Annotated in this window: 15 protein-coding genes and 1 tRNA gene; 7 read left to right on the top strand and 9 right to left on the bottom strand. The window is 47.1% G+C overall.

The window, feature by feature from the left end; translation table 11 throughout:
* The first annotated feature begins 207 nt into the window (after positions 1-207).
* Together sppA and VJB08_07195 are read left to right on the top strand one after the other, a co-directional pair.
* Entirely contained in the window at positions 208-1,119 is a 912-nt protein-coding gene (gene sppA, locus VJB08_07200) for a signal peptide peptidase SppA (GenBank protein ID HLD43741.1), read from the top strand.
* Between the two features lie 322 nt (positions 1,120-1,441).
* Positions 1,442-1,597 (top strand): hypothetical protein, encoded by a 156-nt coding sequence (locus VJB08_07195; protein HLD43740.1) that lies wholly within the window; start codon positions 1,442-1,444, stop codon positions 1,595-1,597.
* 11 nt (positions 1,598-1,608) lie between these two features.
* On the opposite strand, the gene VJB08_07190 is transcribed toward VJB08_07195, so the two are convergent.
* Positions 1,609-2,142 (bottom strand): RNA polymerase sigma factor, encoded by a 534-nt coding sequence (locus VJB08_07190; protein HLD43739.1) that lies wholly within the window; start codon positions 2,140-2,142, stop codon positions 1,609-1,611.
* Between the two features lie 144 nt (positions 2,143-2,286).
* On the opposite strand from VJB08_07190, the gene VJB08_07185 reads away from it, so the two are divergent.
* A complete protein-coding gene (locus VJB08_07185; protein HLD43738.1) occupies positions 2,287-2,625 on the top strand; it encodes a hypothetical protein in 339 nt (112 codons plus the stop codon).
* Positions 2,626-2,740: 115 nt separating this feature from the next.
* On the opposite strand, the gene VJB08_07180 is transcribed toward VJB08_07185, so the two are convergent.
* A tRNA-Ser gene (locus VJB08_07180) sits at positions 2,741-2,851 on the bottom strand.
* A 250-nt stretch (positions 2,852-3,101) separates the two neighbouring features.
* Here VJB08_07180 and coaE point away from each other — a divergent pair.
* Positions 3,102-3,668, top strand: coding sequence for a dephospho-CoA kinase (gene coaE, locus VJB08_07175; protein ID HLD43737.1), 567 nt, complete (start codon positions 3,102-3,104; stop codon positions 3,666-3,668).
* Here coaE and VJB08_07170 read toward each other — a convergent pair.
* The gene (locus VJB08_07170) at positions 3,660-4,583 is read right to left on the bottom strand and encodes a trypsin-like peptidase domain-containing protein (GenBank protein HLD43736.1); all 924 of its coding nucleotides are present in this window, start codon (positions 4,581-4,583) and stop codon (positions 3,660-3,662) included. The genes coaE and VJB08_07170 overlap by 9 nt on opposite strands.
* Before the next feature lie 315 nt (positions 4,584-4,898).
* Between VJB08_07170 and rtcA the strand changes: the two genes are divergently transcribed.
* Positions 4,899-5,984 carry an RNA 3'-terminal phosphate cyclase gene (rtcA, locus tag VJB08_07165; GenBank protein ID HLD43735.1) on the top strand — a complete coding sequence of 362 codons (1,086 nt, stop codon included), beginning with the start codon at positions 4,899-4,901 and terminating at the stop codon, positions 5,982-5,984.
* Here the strand turns inward: rtcA and VJB08_07160 are convergent.
* Positions 5,950-7,842 carry a hypothetical protein gene (locus VJB08_07160; GenBank protein HLD43734.1) on the bottom strand — a complete coding sequence of 631 codons (1,893 nt, stop codon included), beginning with the start codon at positions 7,840-7,842 and terminating at the stop codon, positions 5,950-5,952. The two genes, rtcA and VJB08_07160, sit on opposite strands and share 35 nt — an antisense overlap.
* Before the next feature lie 512 nt (positions 7,843-8,354).
* On the opposite strand from VJB08_07160, the gene VJB08_07155 reads away from it, so the two are divergent.
* Positions 8,355-8,522 carry a zinc finger domain-containing protein gene (locus tag VJB08_07155; GenBank protein ID HLD43733.1) on the top strand — a complete coding sequence of 56 codons (168 nt, stop codon included), beginning with the start codon at positions 8,355-8,357 and terminating at the stop codon, positions 8,520-8,522.
* Between the two features lies 1 nt (position 8,523).
* Positions 8,524-8,799 (top strand): elongation factor 1-beta, encoded by a 276-nt coding sequence (locus tag VJB08_07150; protein HLD43732.1) that lies wholly within the window; start codon positions 8,524-8,526, stop codon positions 8,797-8,799.
* Between the two features lie 91 nt (positions 8,800-8,890).
* Here VJB08_07150 and VJB08_07145 read toward each other — a convergent pair whose 3' ends face one another.
* The 5 genes from VJB08_07145 to VJB08_07125 all read right to left on the bottom strand — a co-directional run.
* On the bottom strand, positions 8,891-10,519 hold the full coding sequence (locus VJB08_07145; protein ID HLD43731.1) for a hypothetical protein: 1,629 nt from the start codon (positions 10,517-10,519) through the stop codon (positions 8,891-8,893).
* 35 nt (positions 10,520-10,554) lie between these two features.
* Complete coding sequence (locus VJB08_07140; protein ID HLD43730.1) at positions 10,555-11,760, bottom strand: hypothetical protein; 1,206 nt, start codon at positions 11,758-11,760, stop codon at positions 10,555-10,557.
* 52 nt (positions 11,761-11,812) lie between these two features.
* A complete protein-coding gene (locus VJB08_07135; protein ID HLD43729.1) occupies positions 11,813-13,639 on the bottom strand; it encodes a hypothetical protein in 1,827 nt (608 codons plus the stop codon).
* 72 nt (positions 13,640-13,711) lie between these two features.
* A complete protein-coding gene (locus VJB08_07130; protein ID HLD43728.1) occupies positions 13,712-20,638 on the bottom strand; it encodes an Ig-like domain-containing protein in 6,927 nt (2,308 codons plus the stop codon).
* 126 nt (positions 20,639-20,764) lie between these two features.
* A partial coding sequence (locus VJB08_07125; protein ID HLD43727.1) for a hypothetical protein occupies positions 20,765-21,068 on the bottom strand: 304 nt, incomplete at its 5' end.

Raw genomic sequence — 21,068 nt, 5'->3', positions numbered from 1 at the left:
TGCTCCAGAACTCCAAACGTCTCCCTGCCCCTTGGAAGCCGGATGCGAGAAATCTCCATCTGCATCTGTTCCTGCCGCTCCTGCTCTTCCTTTTTTTTGCTCATCTGTCCTCTGTTAATCGGGGTTGGTTATTTAAGCGTTTGTTTTTTCGTTCTCACTTTTCCGTCAACCAGAAGCTTTTTAAACAAGCCATCCTCGTACTTTTCTATGAACAAGGTGCTTGTCGCTGCGCTGATTGCCGGTGGAGCTCTGCTGGTGTTTGCTTTCTTGGCTGCTGGCATCCTCACCTTGATTGCAGGCGGCTCCTCATTGGCAGGAGGGAATGTTGCATTGATCACAATCAGCGGAACTATTGTCACTGAAGACTCCTTTGACATCTTTCCGAGCGAAGTGACGGTATCTGAGGACATAGTTGAATTCATTGACAAGGCGGAAAAGGATCCTTTAATCCGTGCAATCCTTTTTGAGATTAACTCTCCTGGCGGTTCAGCAGTTGCATCTCAGGAGATAGGGAATGCTATTAAGAAATCAAAGAAGCTTACTGTTGCAGTCATTCGGGATGTAGGGGCTTCAGGAGGCTACTGGGTCGCGTCTGCAACAGATTATATCATTGCCAATCCGATGTCTATCACAGGCTCTATCGGAGTGATTTCTTCGTATCTTGACTTTTCCGGGTTTTTGACAGAGCACAATGTAACCTACCAGCGGCTTGTTTCTGGACCGTATAAGGATATCGGAAGCCCGCTGAGAAAGCTGAGCCCTGAGGAGGTCCGTCTCCTGCAGAGAAAGCTTGATATGATCCATGGCTATTTTGTGGATGAGGTTGCGAAGAACAGGAATCTTCCAAAAGACTCTGTTGAAACGCTTGCAACTGGAATATTCTATCTGGGTTCTGAGGCTAAGGAACTTGGCTTGGTTGATGAATTGGGAGACAGGCAAGCTGGGCTTGACTACATCCGCAAAACACAGAAGATTGAGCCTGTCCTTGTAGAGTATGAAGCGAAGAAAGGACTTTTTGAGCTTCTCAATAGGGTCGGAAGCCAGGCAGCACTGCGGGTTGGAACCGGCATCGGAAATGTTTTCTTTTCCTCTCAGCAGCTGCCTATAACTGCGCGGTAATGTCTTTGTTTGCTTTTGGAGGAAGCGAATGCAGGGGCCAGTTACCTACGGCTCCGGTGAAAATCTTTTCAAGGTTGCCATCGGAAATGCCAAACATTTCCGGGCGCTCCTTCGGAGCACGTCGGCTCGGCTGCGAAAGTGATAGGGATGACAGACATTCCCCGTATGGGACAACCCCCTTGTCGGGGTACTGATTTGAGTTCAGAGCCTCGCAGATTGACGGCAACTACATTTTCAGGGAAGCCCAGTTTTGCATAACATTTAAAAAGATACGGAACCTCTGCAGCTGAGTTGGCGGTGTAGTCAATTCTTGGGTGGAATCATGGAGGATAACGGCGTCGATGTACAGCTGGATGAAGTCGGGATCCACCTAGATGTCCCGTTATACTGCTATACCTGCCACAAGCGTATGAAGCTCATTTCTCCGACGAGATACAAATGCCCGGGCTGCGGATTTGAGTTTGAGCAGAAGGAATAGGGCTACAGTTCTCAAAGGAATTGATCAAAATCGAGTTTGGATCTCAATTTTTCCCTGATCCTGTACACCATTTGCTTTGTATCAGGACTGCTTTTGCCTAATGCATTTGCTATCTCTTCGTTAGAGTGCCCATTCAGCAAGAGGCTGAATGCAGGCTGCTGGTCTCTGCTCAGCCTCACAGATCCTGCTTGGCCAAGCGCCCTTTCCAGATCGAGATTTGTGCGCTGCTCTGGCAGAGAATACGGATCTTGCCCATTTCCCCTGTACTTGTTTCGTACAGCCTGGCTGCGCTGGTGGTCAATGAGGGTATTCCTGCTCACTGCCATAAGGAGGACTTTAAAAGGGGCAGGGTGGGGCTTTTCGGGGCCATAGTGAGAGAGGAGTTTAAAGAAAACGTCCTGCACAAGGTCTTCTACATGCTGCGAAGATGCGTTTCTCCTGATGTAATTTCGTACATTTGGATACGTCAGTGTATAGAGCTGCCCGAACACTGCAGGGCTTCCTGTGATTAGGTATTGGTCCCATAGAGGTTGCGGCTCTGTCATTAAGGAGGGGGGCGCCGATCCCTTTAAAAACCTGCCGTCGAAGTGTGAAAACGAGGCTTACCACATGTTTACAGACTGAGGGCATAACGCCGATGTTGCGATGCTGGCGATACCCTTATAAGGAAATCTGCATTACCAGCCCGAATGAAACTCGATGATTTGAAGGAAGAGCATCTTCTGGAGATAATCAGGATGTATGAAGAGAAGTGCGGCAGGGGGAGACCATTCGATGATGTTATGAGAATGCCGCCCTCGGAGATTTTGAGGCGGATTAAGGAAGGGCGCAGCCCACCGGAGTACAGAGTAGGATCAAGATGGGACGGAAACTCAAAAATCTACCTTGAGACAGATGCTGATGAACATCTGGTTGTTCGATTTTATCATAACCTTGTTTATAGCCCAAAAAGCACATCTAAGCAGGCAGAGAAAGCCGGAGAAGCTTTTGAGAGGGCTGTGAAGAGGTATTTGAATCCGGCCAGTTAGAGACACCAGAGATATAAAACTGACAGGCATTTGGATTCTTTGAGCACATTTCTTTGGGCGTCAGGCAGCGGAAATCAGAGATTTCCTGGTCATGGCACTGGACTCCACTCCGTTACGCCAGCGCCAGGATTTGAACCTGGAAGGGCCGAAGCCCACTCGCTGTCTTCACTGCGTCCAGGACGCAAGCTTCGAGGCGAGCACATTGGCCGGATTCTGTCACGCTGGCATACGCAGCAGAATCACTTGCTCCTTTAAAAAGGTTTATAAATTTGCTTCGCGGAGAGGCTCTGTCCAGAGGCTCTGTCCAAAATCTTGCTTGGTTCGGGTTGCCGCCGGCTCGGCTCTTGCTGGTTTCAGCAAAGAGCGGCACCGCCCCGTAGGGGGCAACCCCCTCCGCTTGTGCTGATATTTGGTTGCTGAGCCTCGCGAAAGAGGCGGCAGCCTTCAATCGGGGCAGAGCATTGTATGGAGACACTATGATCATTACCGTCACCGGAAAGATAGGAGTTGGGAAGACGACAGTTGCGGCTTTTTTCAGGAGCTTGGGCGCTGTCGTGATTGATGCTGACAGGATAGGCCATCAAATACTGGAGCAGAAGAGGGAGGAGCTTCTGCGATTGTTCGGGAAAAGGATCCTTAAAGGCAGAAGGATTGACAGGAAGGTGCTTGGGGACTTGGTCTTTTCCAATCCTAAGAACTTAAGGCTTCTGAACAGCCTTGTGCATCCTCAGATGATTCTGGAGATCGAGCGGCAAAGCGCAGGGAAGAAGATTGCAGTTATTGATGCTGCCCTCTATAAGGAGCTTCGGCTTTCCAAAATTTCAGACCTTGTCATTCTTGTGACCGCAAAGAAAGAGATTGTTGAAAAGCGGATGAAGAGCAGCCTGGACAGGATACGCAAATTCCAGGCAGAGCCCTCAAGCTTTGATTTTTTGATACAGAACAATGGAAGCAGGAAGCTGTTGGAAAATGCAGCGCTAAGGGTATGGGATAACGTATCAGAAAGAGCGAGAATGGGAGATAGAGCAAGAAAGTTAGGGTAACTGCGCAACCCGAGCCTTGTCAGCAGCAATCATCGGCTCAATGATCTCCTGCACCTGGTTTGAGGCAAGGGCAAAGCCAACGCCTTCAAAGCCTGCAAGCTTGAGGGAATTGACACCTGCCACTTTGCCTTCGATGGTGACCAGAGCCCCGCCAGAGTTTCCTGGATTTATCGGAACATCAATCTGGATGTAGCTGTTTCCGTCATTCTGCCTCTTGGCGCTGATGATGCCTTGCGTGACTGTAAAGTCAAGGCCGCCTGGAGAGCCAACTGCAATCACCTTTTGGCCGATCTCAACCTCGTCGGAATCTGTAAAGCCCAGAGACGCAAAGCTGCCATCTATTTTCAGGACAGCAATATCTGCATCCGGATTGAAATCAACGAGCCGCACCCTATGGTTTTCCCCATCATGGGTAAGCACTGCAGCAGCCCTTGCTCCCTCAATCACATGATAATTGGTGATAATGTAGCCCTCGCTGTCCGCAATAAAGCCAGAGCCCTGCTTGGAGTCTGTGCGGATTCCGACAACTCCCTGCACGACATCATCGATGATTGCTGAAAAGTCCTGGTTCTCTATCTTGACTGACTTGATGTTCTCCTCCAGGGAGGTGAACTGCTGCTGGCTCTCTATCCGGAGAGAAGAAAGGTCGCCTGACAAGGTGCTGATCTGGCTCTCTTTCTGGGCAAGGGATTTGGAGAGATCCTCTATGTCCTTGGCCGCTTTGGCGTCGGACTGCTCTCTCAAGGAGGCTTCTTTTGATAGAGAGCTCTCGAGCTTCGCTGTAAGGCTTGACAGCCCTTCATTGAGCTGGGTCCTGAGCCCATTGATCTGAATCGTGAAAAAAGAGACGATAAGGATTATGCTTACGGCGAATACGCTTCCATAGATGACATGCTGCCTTGTTTCCCGATCCATAGGAGAGGGATGGAATGCCGCATTTAAAAGCGTTGCGAATTACGGAGCTCCATCCAAAAAATGAAGGCTGCCATCATTTTTGCGAGCCTCTTTGCAAATCCCTGAGCAGCTGACAGGGGGGGGTCCCTACGGGGATGCCAGCTTTGCACCTTGGAAAGCTCAGGCGAGCCGATGCGCTCCGAAGGAGCGCTTGAAAATACCTGAGTATTTTCATTGGCAGCCCGACTGAAAGGAGGTTTTTGGATGGAGCTGAATTTCTACCTGCAAGCAGCTTTGTGGCATAACTTTTTATATCTCTTCGGCTCACTTTTCCGGATGCTGCTTATCAACGGAGCTGAAGGAGGGGGCCAGATACTGAGAACTTCCCTTGCCCTGTCTGTGCTCACCAAAACAGCGTTTCACATGGAGGACATCAGGAAGAACAGGCCTAAGCCTGGCCTCAAGCCGCAGCATCTGGCAGCCATAGCTGCTAGCCAGAAGCTGAGCTCTGCACAGGTTGAGGGAGCTAACCCTGGATCTCTTGGAATCACTTTTATCCCTAAGGAGCTGAGAGGAGGAAATATCTCAATTGATATCGGAACTGCCGGAAGCATCACACTGCTGCTGCAGGCTGTCCTGATTCCATCGCTCTTCGGAAAGAGAACACGGTTTCGGATCCAAGGAGGAACTGATGTTCCGTTCAGCATGCCTGTGGACTATTTTAATCAGGTGTTTGCGCCTCATCTGCGAACCTACGGCGATATCAGTGTTTCAGGAATACGGAGGGGGTATATGCCGAAGGGAGGGGGATGGGTTGAGCTGAGGACTAAGCCTTTTTTTCGGCTGGATGAGCATCCCTCTTTTAGCTCATTTCACCAGAAGCAATTTACTCGAGGATTGTTCCTCACCGAACAGCAAAAGTTGTTTGCAATCCAGGGAATTTCTCACGCGTCAAAGGATTTGGAAAAGGCTGAGGTTGCTGAGAGGCAGGCTACCGCAGCAAAGCATGCCCTGCGTGGATTTCCTGTTTCCATTGCTGCTGAATACTGCGACACGCTGTCGACAGGTTCCGGAATAACGCTGTGGGCAGTGTATTCTTCCAATCCTGAAGACCCCTCGCTGGGAAGACCCATCCGGCTGGGAGCAGACTGCCTGGGAGAGAAGGGGAGAAAGGCTGAGGCAGTTGGCGAAGAGGCTGCAAAGGCTCTCTTGAGGGAGATGAGCTCAGGAGCTCCAGTTGATTCGCATCTTGCTGATAACCTCATTCCGCTTCTTGGGATTTTTGGAGGATCAATCAGGGTTTCCCAGATAACTCCCCATACACTCAGTAACATTGAAACAGTCAAGAAATTCCTGAATACTGATTTTAAGATCCAGGATAAGATTATTACTGCAGCATCGCCAGCTTCATCTCAGTCTTGAGCTCCAGAACATCATACGTAATCTTCTGCCTTGCCTTGTCCTCAGGCTTCAGGGTTGCCTGCAGGTCCTCGATTGCCCGTATCTGCTGCTTTGCCTGGTCTATCCTTCCGTCTCGAATCAGCCCCCGCGCAGTCCGAAGCATCTCCATCACCCTTGGATGCTGAGGATACTCTGTATGGATCTTTTCGATCTCAAAGCTGATATCAGGCTCATTTTTGATGGCTTGGAACTCCTCATGCAGCGTATGAATCTTCTGCTGGCGGAGATCTGCCTCTTTCTGCACAAGAAAGTCTTCCTTTCTCTGAAGCCTGGCTGCCCGCTTCATCAGCTCAATCTCCCGGTCTTTGATCAGGCCCATCTTGGCCATGCTTTCTGCAGTGATCTTCTTCAGCTTCTCGGTCTCTTCTTCAACACTCATCTGGGCCCGCTTGTGCTCCAGGACAAGTTTCCCTATATTTTCCTTAAGCTCCTGGGCCCTTCTGATCTTTTCCTCCCTGCTGCTGAGCTCCCGCTCTTTGTCGCGCTGCTCATTTCTGATTTGACGGAGCTCTGCCAATTTTTTTGCAATGGAGTTCTCCTGGTCTTCGAGCCCCTTCCGTTCAATGCTGATGGATTTGGAAGCGCTTTCCAATGTCTGAATCCTGGCTTTCTCTCTCTTCTGCTCCTCCCTGAACTGCTGCAGGAATGAGGGCAGCCCTTTTCTTATTTTTGAGAGGTAGGCAAGGTCTTCCTTAATGCTTCGCTTCGCTGCCTCCCATTCTTCTGCCAAGGATTCTATCTTGCTCTGGGCTTGGGGAATCATTTCCTCAATTGCAATCTTGCTTTGCATCACGATTTTCGCATGGGATTCAAGTGTGCGCCCTCTCTGGAGCAGCTCTGTAAGCTTTGCCTTCGCCTTTTGCTCTTCTTTCATGAGGATCTGCCGGTTCTCCTCCAGCTCATTGACTTTCCCGATGATTTCCTTTTCTTTTTCTGTAAGAAGCCTTCGGTCCTTCTCAAGCCTTTTCACAGTGTCCAGAATCTCTTCCTCTTTCTCAGCAAGGCTTGCCTTGTCTCTCGAAATATCCCTCTTTACTCCAAAAAACTCCCCTTTCCTCTGTTCCAGTGATGCAATCTCTCTCCTGAGGGCTTCCACCGTTCTCTTTTCAGCTGCTTCAATGCTGCCAAGCTTTCCTTCTCTGCTCTTCAGCAGCTTCTCTTGCCTGTAAAGAGTGGATTCCTTTGTATCCAGGCTCTGTTTCATCTCCACAATCTGCTTGGCCTTTGCCTGAAGAAACTCCTGCTGCTTTTCCAGGCCAGCCTGCTCCTTCTCTCTGTGAAGGGCTTTCCTAACAAGATCCCGCTTTCCAGCCAATTCTCCATCAATCAGTCTTTTTTGCTCCTGAATCCTGACAATAGCTTGCTGAAGCTGCTCAAGCCGCTTTTGCTTCTGCTGCTCAGCCTCTCCGATAGCTTGATTTTTTTGATCCTGAAGCTTTGCGATCTCGGACTTTAGCTTTTCTATGCGCCGGTTTTCCAGATCTTCGGCCTCTTTGATGGCCTGATCTTTTTGCTCGAGCATCCTGGCTGTTGAGGCACGCAGCGCTTCAATCTTCTTCTGCTCTGCTGCTTCCTGTTTTCCCTGCAGCCTTGCAGCCCTTTCGATCTCGGTTTCTTTCTCAAGAAGCATTGCCTCTTTTTCCTTGAGGCTGGACTCCCGTTGCCTGAGTTCTGCTTCCCTCTCAAGAAGCTGTTCATCCGGCCTGGCCTTTCTGATCAAAGAGAGGGATCTCCGAGAAAGAGGTATCTTCTCTGCCGGAGTTTTTGGAGGCTCTCCAAGGATTGCATCTAGCTCCCTATCGCTTATTCCCAGCCCCATATATTGCCCTACAGATTATTTCTTTATTAAGCTTTGTTGTATCTCTGGAATGGTAATCGCAATTCTAAGGAGTTACGAGATATTACGGCTTTGCAAGGTTCTCCTATACATCGCAAAGGTTGCCGCCATTTTCGCGAGGCTCAATAGTGTAAAGGAACCACAGCGGGAGGGGTTGGTCCAATCAAAACACCTTCGGGCGTTTTGGTTGGACCGCTCTTCGCTAAAGACAGAAAGAGCCGAGCTGCTCCGAAGGAGCGACCAAAAATGCAGGGCATTTTTGAGCACGGCGGCAACCTGAGAATGTGCATTGGCAGGCCAGGCTCGCCGAGCGCTATTAGAACGGGTAGCGACATTCTCCGAAGGTGCCAACCCTCTTGTCGCTGCTATGATCTATCTTTAACCGGCTCGCAAAGGGCCCAGCCAATGCACATTATACCTATAGCATAGGGGGTATCTGCTGCGAACTTACGCCCTCACAACATTTATAAATGAGGGGTTATCTCTCCTGACGCATGGAAGAGATTTGCAACTCATGCAAAAAGAAAGTGACCTCGAATGAGGGATTTACTCACTTCTTATGCCCTGAATGCGGCAAGACGAAGATTATCAGATGCACGCACTGCAGGAGCATGGCAGCCCAGTACCTTTGCCATGCCTGCGGCTTTGCGGGGCCGAATTAAGATGGCAACGGTTGTTGTAACGCTGAAGATCATGCCCCGTGCAACTGATGTGGATCTTGATGCAATTAAAGACAGGGCTGTGCGGCTTATTTCTGAGTTTGGCGGAGAGGTAGGAAAGACCATTCAGGAGCCTATCGCATTTGGCCTTGTTGCTCTAATCCTCATGTTTATAATGGATGAGAACATCGGCTCAACTGAGGAGCTTGAGAAGTCAATTGCCGAGCTTGATACAGTATCCTCATGCGAAGTTACTGATGTGAGAAGGACGATTGGGTAATAGGGCGATCCTCCTGATATTCAGATATGCCGTAGGGAGAGATTATGAATCTCGTGATACTTTTTGATTTCCCCTCTTCTACCCGAAACTCTTAGCCCAGTCTCTCTTTAATTTTCCAAGAAGTAACCTTCCATAATGAATATAAGAGCGTAACGTATATCATAGAGATGACTAGCATATGCCACCCTTTTAGGTGCTCACCAAAATATGATAGATCTAATAAGATTAAAGGAGCCACCAGGTTTGCAAAAAAGACATTTAACATTCTATTAGGAATTCCTAACACGCTCGATATCCGGATTATTATGTAAAAGAACAGCACGGTCAAGGTTAGTTCGCGAATAGTTCTCCTAACCATCTCCGGGATCCTGTTTTTCCATGACGTTATATCCACTATCTTTGAAAAGAAACTTGCCCCTAACCCTAAAATGATCCCTATCATCGTATTACTCACAAAAACCGGTATGTAATAGATAATCTCGCACAAATCAGGGTGACCCTTCCCGCATTCAATAAGCCCTGATGAATACAACCAAGAGGACAGAGGATAATAAATAAACTCAACCCAGAAGAATAGATCCTCTAAAGGATATACCGTCATAAATAAAAGATAGAAAAAACCAAAAGCAATACCTGTAATTGCACCTATACCTGACGATTTTACATACTTATTCTTAATCAGTTTGTTCAAAGCGAAGACAATGAGCCCAGTCAAAAAGATTATGAAAAAACCCCGAATAAAAGATCCACCATACTCTCCCCAAACATAGATTCCATAATATGGAGATCGGGACATGGCATATATCATTAAAATGCTGACGAGGAGGCTAGCAATTAATCCGTTTAAAAAAACTGCGCGCGCAGCCTGATACAGAAGTTGGCTTCTTACGAACCTTTCCTTGAGCCTCTTATACCCCCTACTGGACTTTCCAGTCTCTGTCACCGCAGATAATAATGCAATTCCGGCAATAACCACAAGAAGTGATCCGATATATTCGGTTATAGTAACTGACCCGCACCACCTCTCAATGGGTTCACCAGTTATTCTGGAATTCCACTCTAAAACGCATATGTAATCATTAGACTCTTGAATTTCTACACATTGGTGGTTCTGCGCCGTTTCTTTTTTCTTACACTCTAATCTTACACACGTGTCTGCATTCAAGTACTCATCATTCTTACATAAACATTCCTCTCTCTTTGCATCTAAGAACTGGCAAAGCCCTTTATCACCCGTAGATTCATACAGCCTCCAAAAGCATTCTTCCGTATTTTTTGGAACAGAACATAAGGATTCGTTCTTTGTTAGAATAGCCAGTTGAATCCAGCATTCATCCCCCTTTGTTTTCTCGCATAAAGACCCCTCTTGCAAATCCATTGCAAGTTCAAAATAACACTCTTGTTCAAGGGAGCCGGCCTGTTCGCATAGCTTTTCATCTCTAAGAGTAAGAGCCAATTCGTTATAGCAAGTCCTTTTGAATCCTTCTGCTGATTCACACACGTTAGGATTGGATTCGTCTACTGCAAGTTTATAATAACAGGTTCCTTTATAGTCTCCTGCGAAATCACATAATTCTCTTTTGTTAAGTTCAATTGCTTTGTCACTATAACATTTCTGAATCTGCCACCCTTTTTCCTGATCATCACATTCAGCTATTTGACCAGAGATTATGGGAAGGATTATAACAAATATACCTAAAACCATAATCAGCTTGTTCATGTCTGCCCTTATATGTACCACCTATATAAAGATGGTTACATATTTCTCTGAGGCCTCCGTCTTATAAAGTTCTTTATCTCCTCCTCCGTATGGCTGCTTCTGATGCCTTCTGGAGTGAAATGAGTCTCTGCGGCTTTATGGCTCTTGTTTAATTCTTTTAAGAGAATTTCTCTTTTTGGGATGCTCAGCTTGTATTTCCTGCAGATTGAAGGAAGGTGATGGAAGCCGACTGCCTGTATTTTTGATTCATTGCTGATGCATTTTAGCAGCCCGAGGATCCCATTTTTATCTTTTTTATGGTTTGGAAGGATATTTTTGCTTTCAATACTATCATTGTTTATTAATAGCTCATTTCCACGTTCTTTATCTTTACGTACTGATATATCATTGGTTGTTTCTTTTTTATTTATTTTTAATTTTTTGTTCAATTGGGCATTTTTAATGTCTTTCTCGATTTCTTTTAATACGGTTTTGGCCATCTTCGCTGTGAGCCTTGAATCCCAAAGATTTCCAAGCCAGAGCGGGCCTGCTGCTCCATGCATGCCGTGCTGCTTCAGAAGAAGATCAACTTCTTTTTTTGCTTTCTCAACCCTGAAGAACACACGGTAATAGTGGTCTTTGAAATAGGAGAAAATGGGAAGTAATGCCTTGTCATATTGCGCTCCGATAAGCTGGGCCTTCCTGATCAGGATCCTGATGCCGGTTTCATGCATATTTGAATCTTTTTTTGGAACAGCCCAATACTTCCTCATGCATGCTTTTGGATACGTGCCTGCCAACGGAGCTGTGTCTGTTGCAGTTACGGCAAGTATGCCTGTTCTTGAAAGCCTTTTGATTGACGAATCCAGAAGGAAGTTTGGAGAGCCAAAAACATCAAGATCGATGTAGTCAAAGCCTTTAGATTGCAGTAAGAGAAGAGCTGCGTCTTTATTCTCCACACTAAAGCTTACATTGTTGAGATTCATATTTTTCTTTATGAGTTGAAATGCACTCTCTCCGATATCATTTGCTGTAATTGACTTGTATTGCAGCTCCTGAGCAAAGCGGATAGACCTTACTCCCGTGCCTGCCAAGGGATCACAGAGATGGAGAGGAGGAAATTGCTTCAGCAGCAGAATCGTGATGTCCCGGTTCAGCTTCATGACCGGATTGTAGAATACTTGCATCTTCCTGGATATCTTTTCTGCTTTTGGGACAAGGAGGGATGCAGAGCCTTCCTGGAGGGTTCTAAGAGGAGTCATGGGGATTTGAAGATGGCTGGCTTTTAAAATGTATTGGCATAAGATGACTTCCCTACCGTCTGTTTAGATGCTCACGGCATATCTCAAAATGCCGCTTGATTTTCTCAATTAATTCATCAACATTTTTCGCTGCATTTGGAGAAAATGCGTAGAGAGCATACCCAACCTTTGCTTGGGAAACTCCTTCATACACTGCACCGAGCACATCCACAAACATTCTTTTCTTATCCAGGCTTATCGGACCCTTCTCGATGCACAATCGTATCGTCCCAACTGCAAATTCGAGCAGCTTTAATGTGTCTGTCAGCATCTGGAGCATCAGGCTGCAGACTCTTCGATAGAGCGGATCTCCGCAATTTGTTTCCATCCAATTGAGGGCGTGGGGTGGCACAGAAAAATACCTTTCGTAACTCACCCAATTCCCGGCCTTAAAGTCTTCGTTGCCGTCAAAGGTTCCATCCTTCCAGTTTCCTTTTTTTCTGAGAAAAATTTGGAGAGTATCCATGGCCCTTCTTATATCTTCATACTCATGTTCCTGTGTTTGCACATGGCGGATTGAACTCACTCCTAGCTGAGCAGCCAGCTTCCAAGTATCCTCCTCATTGCTGGCTTCGTATACCGGCATTCCCCCTCTCCCAGCGTTTTCCAGCAGCTTCTGCACCGCACTGTAAATGCTCACGTTATCCTCTTCAGCCTTAACGAGGATGCCATTTTTTTCAAAGGCGTATGCAAATGCGCTTACAGGCACGTTTTCATGGCTGGCAGCCTCAGCCACAATATGCTTTGTTGTGAGGATTACAGAGCCTGCAGGAATCTTAAGATTTCCAAAGATGAAGGTGTCAAACCGCGCAAGGTTTCTGATCCTCTTGAGAGGAAACACCGATCCCGGGATGAGGACTGCAATTGGTGCGTTCTCCCAGTTAGCCACGTCGACATTTCCGACAGGACCGTTGATGGAGAAATGAAGCGTATCCCTCAATCCTGAGTCACCGGAGACTCTTGTCCATAATATGCCTTTGGTTGGAAAATAACGGGTCATATGCACAAAAACAAGGGAGTGCAGATTGTAAGGCGCATGCTTGTATCCTGTGATCATACTGAGCTGCAGGGATTTCTGCCTTTCAGCTTCGAGATGCTGCTTGAGAGCAAGGATCCTCTGATCAGCTGATGACTCATAGGTTCTCTCGATCTGCAGGAGAGCCTCAATAGCCAGCTCTTCCTTCCGTAATATCCCGGGCATGCTCTCTGTGCCTTGTATATCTGCCTTTTCGAAAAGCTCACGGAGCAGCTTTATCTTTTTGTGGATATCTGCCAGATATTCTGCTATCTCTTTCTCAAATAGCACTTCTTTCTCAATCCGGCTGCAAAACTGGGTGAGATAGCTTATCATCTGGGCTCTGAGATGCCCCCTCCTCCGAAATGAGAAAAGCCTGTTTTTTTGCAGTTCAGCCTGCAGCCAGAGCTTGGCCTGATCCATGCTTGATGATACGGAATTCTTGCTCAGGTCAACAGGCTCCATGAGCCCTTTTCTGCCGCCCATCTCACGCCGTATCCTTTCCAAGCGCTTTTCCACAGCTGCAGCTGCTTCGGCAAAGGCTGCATGCAAGTCAGAATCTGACTCAAATGGCTTGAGCGTGTGGAGGCTGGAGAGGCTCTGTTCAACCTCCTGGATATCCTTGGAAAGCCTTTGCACGAGCTGCTGCTCATACGCCTGGGCTGAATTGATGATCTCTCGTATGAGGTTCACCCAGGGCGCAATCTGCCTATTGATGTCAGAGACCCGAAGCCATGCCTTCTTGGAGCTGATGTATTCTGAGAGCAGATAGACCGGATCAGGAAAGGACCGGTATGCCGAGAGAAGCTCTGGAAAGGATCGCATTCCTCTCTTTTGTCAAACATTGTTTAAATAGTTTTACATCGGCTTACAGAACCAGACAACTGATAGGATTTATCAGTACAGCGGCCTTCTTGGAGCTTTGATAATCAGATAGCCTATACCGTAAATCGCAAGGCCTCCAAGGACGATCAAGCCAATAATCATAAAGGTTAGTATCAGTGAACCATCTACCTGGATAGGCTGCGGGACTGTTGTAATTGAAGGCTTTTCCTGGGAAGGCTGGGCCCCTGGCTGTTGCGTTGTAGGAGCCTGGGCTTTAGTCTGCGCCGCTGGCTGCAGCCTCTGGGCTGCCGGCAGGGTCTGCAAAGGAGGGAGGCCTGTGGTTGTCCGTATCACCTGGACAGGCTCAAGCCTCTGCTGGCTAGGCCTCACTGGAAGCGGCTCGAATTCGCATTCTACCTTCTCCAGCTGGACGGTTTTTTGGGACTCCTCTTTGCTGTCATAGAAGCTTGTAATCGTTATAGGATAGGATCCTGGCGCTATATCCTGGACTGGGATGGTATAGGCCCTGTTGAGCCTGCTCTCCTCATCCTGGTTTGCATCCAGCGAGATGTCTGTTTCAGTCCTTAAGAATCCAAGGCCTGGGCTGCTTGCCTTAATGCTCACCTCGTCTTCATCATCCTCTCCAAGGTTCATGACCTGGAATCTGAGCTCAACATCCTTCTCGCAGATTGCTGGATTGGGGTTTGCTTCAGCATTCCTGATCTGGAGGGAATGCTTGTTCTTGTTGACGTCAAGGAAAAGTTCTATCTCGTCTTCTGCAAGAGTGCCATTCGCCTCTGTGCCCTCTGCCCGGATGATAACCCTGTAGGTGTCTTCATCAACGACAAGCGGAATGGTAAAGGAAACGCTCTCGCTCCTCTTCCTGCCTGGCTGGAGGTTAAAGGAATCTGTGTCTTCCTCATCATCATCTCCATCATCGATGCCTTCAAGGATTATGGTTGCTGCTGCGTCCTGCATCTCTGTGTTTCCTGTGTTCTCAAGCTCAATCTCGAATTTTACTTTGGACTCAGGCTCTGCGTCTCTCCTGATACTGTCTCCATCTGCCAGGTTGCTGCTTCTCTTGCTGTCCACCTTTGCATCCACGTTGCTTATCAGGAGATTTGTTGAAGTCCTGACCCGTATGGTAAAGCTTTGGGTTGATGCGAGTGATCCGTCAGATGCCTGAAGGACAACATCGAACCTGCCAAGGCTTGCTGCATTCCATGTGATCAAGCCTGTTGCATTATTGAGGGACATCCCTTCAGGAGCCTGGAGCAGCTGGTAGGCTACTGCAGCATTTTCCGGATCGGCAGCGTTTGCATCATAGACTACGGTTGTATTGATGATTGCGGTGGTTGGAGGAGAGGTGGTGAATTGAGGAGGCTGATCCTCGCTTCCTGTCAAAAATGTGGTGAAATGCGCTACATCAAACTCAAGTGTCCCTGCCTGATAGGTTATGTTGGAGCAAAGGCTGTCAGGGCAGCGCTGGGTGTTTGAGTCATTGAGGCCGAGGTTGAAGCCTCTGTTATAGTAGATGGCTGGAGTTGATGTGAAGCTTAAGCCCCGCATGATGATATGGGCTGATCTGTTCAGTTGCGGGGCCCGGTCTGTGTCAATGGCAATAATCCCGGGCTCGATCTTAACGACCTCATCAAGAGCTGCAAGATTTGTGAGGTTTAGGATGTTGTTCCTGAAATCAATAGTGCCCTGAGATGGCTTTTCAATGGTGATATTGGCTGCTGCCTGGGCTTGCTGGGGAGTGAGGTTTAAGATGCTTCCACTGATATTCTCTGATCTTGGAACAACGCTTACAGTAAGGTTCCAACCGCGTGAGGCTTCTGCATTTGAGTTATCCCTTACTCTTGCTGTGATGGAATAATCTCCTGCCAGGCTTGTTGGGCCAAAGCTGAAGGTTGAGCCGGTTCCTTGTGTTGCATTGTTGACAAGCCATGTTGTTGCAAGGCCTGCAGTATCCCCGACGTCGCTGTCTATGCTTGTTATGCTGAATGCCTGGGATTGGAGCGTGTTGAGGATGATCTTCTGGGCTGATGGCGAGAATGACGTGATGTTCGGCGCATCATTGGTGTTGATGACAAGGAAGGAGACTGTGCCCAGGGTTGAAAGGCTTCCATCAGAGCAGGTGATGTTGGCAGAAGCAGTTCCAACATTGTTATTTCCTGGGATGAATGTGAGGTTACCGCCGGAGATGCTGAATCCTGGCGCAGTGGTTGCAAAGGTTACTGAATCATTGTCAGGATCTGTGCAGTTGATATCAAAGATGTAAGGAAGGTCTTCCCTTGCGTCAGGGCCGGAAAGGCTGTGGGTGAAGAGAGGAGCTCTATTGGAGTTTGAGACTGTGATGGTCCATGTGTAGTTTGTTGTCTGGCTAAACTGGTCTATCACCGTAAACCTGACGGTGCGCTGGCCGGATTCATTGAATGCAGGAACGTAATTGAAGAAGCTGTGGTTAAGCTGAAGGTCTGAGCTTGCTCCTGCAGATTGGATCACGTTGTCCACAAACCAGTTTGCAGTCATGATATTATTTTCCCTATCATTGAAGGAAGCGTTGAAACGCTGAGTCTGGTTTTCTGCTATCGTTGGATTTGTTGATGGATAGACTGAGGTGATATTTGGAGGAGTATTGAGCCTGACTGTGAAATTCCGTGTTTCAGACGTGGTATTGAGGCTTCCATCTGTTGAAATGACTCTCCAATAATAGGTTTGGTCAGCAAGGCTGGTGATGTCAGCTGCTGCCGATGTCGTCTGGGCTGCAGTAGTATTTGGATTGGGATATGCGTTTAGGACGACGAGGTATGAGACAACACCATCAATATCGCTTGCTGGAGACCAAGTCAGGCTGACGTTTGGCCCGACAAGGGCATTGAGGCCGGGGCTGAGCAAGAGAGTGGCTGTTGGAGGATCGTTAATTGGCGTTACATTGACTGTGATAAGGTTGGTGTCTGCTGAGGCAGCCCCATCATTCGCAGTGAAGAAGAGCTTTGCTGTGCCAGTGAAGTTGTTTGAAGAGGAGATATTTGCAATCTTTGTGCTTTGATTAATCAGGACTGAGATGTTTGGATTGTTGATGATGGTTGCGGACCAGGTGATGCTGGATTTTGGAGTGTCTGAGTCATTTACAAGGCTGCTGAGGTTCAGGGTTGTGTTTGAGGTGTCTTCCTGGAGCGCGATATCGGATACTGCTGAGACAACAGGAGCATCATTGATATCTGTAACATTCAAAGTCACATTATTGGATAGGTTGGACAGGAAGCTGTCTGTTGCATTAAAGACGATGTAATCAAGCCCAAAGAAGTTCGAAGGCGCTGTGAGGGTTACAATCTGCCCATTGATTGCTGCATTAATTCTTTCAGGCGGATTGGTTATGCTAAATATCAGGGAGTCACCATCTGAATCAGCAAAGTAGATGGAGAGGTTAATGCTCGTGGTTGTCTCTTCCTGCCAGGCGATGGGGAGGATAGAGCTTGAGTTTGGAGCTCTGTTGGTTACTGTGAAGAACATGAGAGAAGTGGTTGTTGTTGTTCCTGCATTGTCTCTTGCTGTTGATCTCCATGCAATCGTTTCATGGTTATCAATAAGCGAAGAGGGGATTGTTGCAGAGTAGACATTAGAGACATTTGTCACAGTTGCGTTTGTGAAGTTTCCTGTTGCATTGTGCTCTATCAATACTGAAGCAATGCCATTTACATCAGTCCAGGTGATGTTGAGGGTTACATTATCAGAGTTAGTGACGATTGAAGGTGTCTGGGTGAAGTTTGGAGAGGCCGGGGCGCTATTATCGACGGTTAATGTGAGTGTTTGTGTGCTGTTCCTGTTTCCTGCATAGTCAATTGCGGTGAAGTTCAGCTTGCATGCTCCATCGCTAATGCCAGGGCAGAAATATGATGTCGTGTTCTGGAGAGTGTAAAGATTGCCTGATGCAGGAAGCATGGGGATTGTGTCATTGAAGAAGACTGATGCAATCCCGTTACTATCAGAGACGTTTGCGGTTAGAGTGATGACAGTAGTTGGAGCAACAATGTTGTCAGAATCAGAGGTGCTCAAGGCTGCTACTGAGGGGGATGTCTCGTCAACGATAAATGTGAGAGTTTCTGAGCTGTTGAGATTGCCTGCAATATCAGTTGCATTAAAGGTGAGCTGGCAGAAGCCATTGGTCACTCCAGGGCAGAATTGGGATGTTGAGTTTACAGTTGAAAAACGATTTCCTGATTTTGACAGGAGCGTTCCATTGAGAGATACGTTTGTTATTGCATTTGTGTCTGTAATATTTACTGATATGTTTATCGTTTCAGTGCTTTTCACAATATTGTTAGAATCGTTTGTTGTGATGTTGAAGACTCTTGGAGCGGCATCATCTATTTGCCATGCTATTCTTTCTGATCTGTTGATGTTTCCTGCGTCGTCCTCTACGGCAAGGGTCAGGATGCATGGCCCGTCTGTCTGGGTGCAGTCAAAGGAACTTACTGGAGTTGTAATATTCCATACTGTTGGTGTATTGTTCCTAAGGGTTAGCAAGGATGCATTTCCTAAGGTGACTTTTCCTGAGCTGAAATGGGCGTCTGTAACTGTGACGTTGAAGGTTACGACGTCCTGGCTTCTTGTGATGTTGTCAATGTCGGAGATTAGGAGGTTTGTTACAGAAGGCAGCGTGTTGTCTATGGTAAGGCTGAATGACTCAGAGCTGTTTATGTTTCCAGCTGCGTCTATCACTGTTATGTGGACTGCGCATGCTCCGTCTGCCGAGCAGCTGAGATTGTTTGGCGTGAAATTAGCTGCCCAGATGCCTGTGGATATGTTGGTTAACTGGATTGCAGTTGCGTTGCTTATGTTTACAGCTGCAATTGGTGCAAATTCGCTTGATACATTCAGGGTTATGTTGAGCGTGTCTGATGACCTAACGAGATTGTCTGTGTCGTTTATTGTTACTGAAGGGATTGAGGGAGCATTAAATGATATTGTGAATGACCATGAGAATTGCTGGATTGCGTTGGTTGCATTATCCTTTGCATTGACGGTTATGTTGATGACGCCTTGGCTTCCGAAGTCCGTTATTGTCCCATTGACATAGAATCCATTTGGAATAGGAGTTATGGCAACATTGCTTATGTCAAACTGCGGTGGAAGCAGGGAGAACCTATATTTGAATGAAATTGAGGATGTGTTAACCCCGCTTAGCGAATCAGTTATATTAAATCCTATCTCTGGGGTTGTACTCATAAGGAAAGAATTGTTGAGAGGCGTTACAACAGAGAGTGAAGGAGGAGTGCTGTCAATATCGACTGTTATTCTTTCGGTGTTGTTGAGGTTGCCAAGACTGTCATTGGCGTAGGCGGTTATGTTGTAGGTTCCATCTGCCAGTGTTGTAGTGTCAAATGACGCATTCCAGAAACTTCCTGCCTCATTTGATGCTGTTATGGTCTGGAATTGGCTTCCGCTTGAATTCATTATTGCAAAGTAGACTGCGTTTGCTGCTGTTGTTGCATCAGTTACGGTTGCGTTGATGGTGTAGGTTCCTGATCGAAGGTCGGCGTTATTGATCACAGCGCCGTTAAATGCTGCTACCTTTGGAGGCGTGTTATCAACTGTAACTGTGATATGGCTTGGATTTGCTGCCTGGCCGGGTGTTGCTGTGTTGTTTGAGGACCAGTCTGACTCTGAGTCTGTGTCTCCGCTGACTGGGTTTCGGATGATTGTTTCCCCGTCATTTGCTGTGACGCCAGTTATGGAGGCATCCCCATACACTACACTGTCAACTATGCCTCCGCTTGCATTTTTCAGATAGATAGTATCTCCTGCGTCCCTTAATGTTCCAAACCCGTCATCACTATTATCAGGCGGGAACCCAAAATTTGCAGTAAACCATGTTGTATTTTCTGAGAAGGTCATGGCAGAGTAAGGGGGGATTACTGCGTTCGCTATATCGAAATTTGTTGAACCTGCTGCCTGAGGATCAATCGTCCAATTTGAAAGGGTGACCGGCTGGCTTGTTGGATTGTAGAGCTCAATCCACTCATTTCCAAGCGCTGAATCAGAACCTAGTCCATTGAAAGCCACTTCGCTGATAACCACACGATTGAGCGGCCCATTCCCTGCATGATCATACGCTTGCGCTGTTACATTATGCACACCATCAGTGAGTGTTGTTGCGTCTATTGACGCATTCCAGAAATCATTGCGCCTTTCTGCAAGGAGCAGTCTCTCTCCTGAGTTGTCAGTTATGGTGAAATTCAATTTCTGGATTCCTGTTAAAGTATCATTCGCTGTTACGTTGAGGCTTATATTCCCTTTGACAATTGCGTTACTAACAACGTTTCCATTGTACTTGAATATTTTTGGATGGGTGTTGTCTATGGTTATTGTTATGGCCTCAGAGCTATTGCTGTTTCCAGCGTAATCCGTTGCATTTAGCCTAAGATTCAATGACCCATCAGCTACCGACGCTGTGTCGAACAGAACTGACCAGTTTCCATCATTTTTTGTTCCTGCCGATAAAGAAAGAGGGATCCAGTTTCCATTTGTTCCGTTTTGAACCCGAAGGGATTGGATGCCTGTTGTTGGATCAGTTCCTGCGATGGTGAGGTTGATTGTTCTGCTTACATTTGCGAGGCTGAGAGGGTCAAGGAAGGATACACTTGGAGGTCTGTTATCCATAGCAAAGGAAAAATTCCCAGCTGAGAAATTGTAATCTATCGCATCGGAAAAATTTGTAGCATTGATGTTCCATATATAATTACCATCAGGAATCATTACGCCTATACTTCTCGTGCTTCCGACCGGAAAAGCAATATTTGTGAAATTTGTATTGTTCCCGAGCCATACTCCTGTAAAGTTGGCCATGAGGGTGAAGTTCAGGGTATCAGGAGCATCAGTGCTTGTATTAAACGTGAATAAAACATTGTTATTACTCACATTCGTTCCATTCTGCGGAGAAGACAATTGGACAGTCCATGCAGAAGCAGAGAATGATAGGATTGCTATCATAGAAATAATAGATACTAGAGTTTTGAAAACATTCTGTCTCATCTCATTCCCCCTAACAGAGGAAGAAGGGCATAACTCCTATTTAAACATTCCTATTGTTGAGTATTCTAAAGGAGTAAAAATCAGTCAAATCTCTTTCACCAATCTCAACCCAAACAGCCTGTAATGAAGACCGGCAGCAAGGGCTTCCTGACGGAGGGTGATTCTGCCATGCCAGGCATTTTTGCAGTAGCTGGCGTGGATGTCTTCGGAAGAAATATGCATCTTTGGATAGAGTTTTTTGAAGATCTTCACAATATCCCTTCCAAGGCCAACCACATGTTCCTCTCCATGATCGGGATCCCTGTTGGAAACAAGAGAGATGCGAGTTGTCTCCCTGCCTGGGTTTGTATAGTCCGAAAGCCTGCACCAGAGGAGAGGCTTGATATAG

It is taken from the genome of Candidatus Nanoarchaeia archaeon (assembly GCA_035290625.1).
In the GTDB taxonomy this organism is placed as follows: domain Archaea; phylum Nanobdellota; class Nanobdellia; order Woesearchaeales; family DATDTY01; genus DATDTY01.
Note: the sequence above shows the minus strand (reverse complement) of the source record. Positions and strands in the feature narration are given on the sequence as shown.

Coding starts and splice junctions, on each gene's coding strand:
- VJB08_07150 (HLD43732.1), top strand. CDS start 8,524: ATGGCAACGGTTGTTGTAACGCTGAAGATCATGCCCCGTGCAACTGAT.
- VJB08_07140 (HLD43730.1), bottom strand. CDS start 11,760: ATGACTCCTCTTAGAACCCTCCAGGAAGGCTCTGCATCCCTCCTTGTC.
- rtcA (HLD43735.1), top strand. CDS start 4,899: ATGCTGCTTATCAACGGAGCTGAAGGAGGGGGCCAGATACTGAGAACT.
- VJB08_07155 (HLD43733.1), top strand. CDS start 8,355: ATGGAAGAGATTTGCAACTCATGCAAAAAGAAAGTGACCTCGAATGAG.
- VJB08_07190 (HLD43739.1), bottom strand. CDS start 2,142: ATGACAGAGCCGCAACCTCTATGGGACCAATACCTAATCACAGGAAGC.
- VJB08_07130 (HLD43728.1), bottom strand. CDS start 20,638: ATGATAGCAATCCTATCATTCTCTGCTTCTGCATGGACTGTCCAATTG.
- VJB08_07170 (HLD43736.1), bottom strand. CDS start 4,583: ATGGATCGGGAAACAAGGCAGCATGTCATCTATGGAAGCGTATTCGCC.
- VJB08_07160 (HLD43734.1), bottom strand. CDS start 7,842: ATGGGGCTGGGAATAAGCGATAGGGAGCTAGATGCAATCCTTGGAGAG.
- VJB08_07135 (HLD43729.1), bottom strand. CDS start 13,639: ATGCGATCCTTTCCAGAGCTTCTCTCGGCATACCGGTCCTTTCCTGAT.
- sppA (HLD43741.1), top strand. CDS start 208: ATGAACAAGGTGCTTGTCGCTGCGCTGATTGCCGGTGGAGCTCTGCTG.
- coaE (HLD43737.1), top strand. CDS start 3,102: ATGATCATTACCGTCACCGGAAAGATAGGAGTTGGGAAGACGACAGTT.
- VJB08_07145 (HLD43731.1), bottom strand. CDS start 10,519: ATGAACAAGCTGATTATGGTTTTAGGTATATTTGTTATAATCCTTCCC.
- VJB08_07185 (HLD43738.1), top strand. CDS start 2,287: ATGAAACTCGATGATTTGAAGGAAGAGCATCTTCTGGAGATAATCAGG.
- VJB08_07195 (HLD43740.1), top strand. CDS start 1,442: ATGGAGGATAACGGCGTCGATGTACAGCTGGATGAAGTCGGGATCCAC.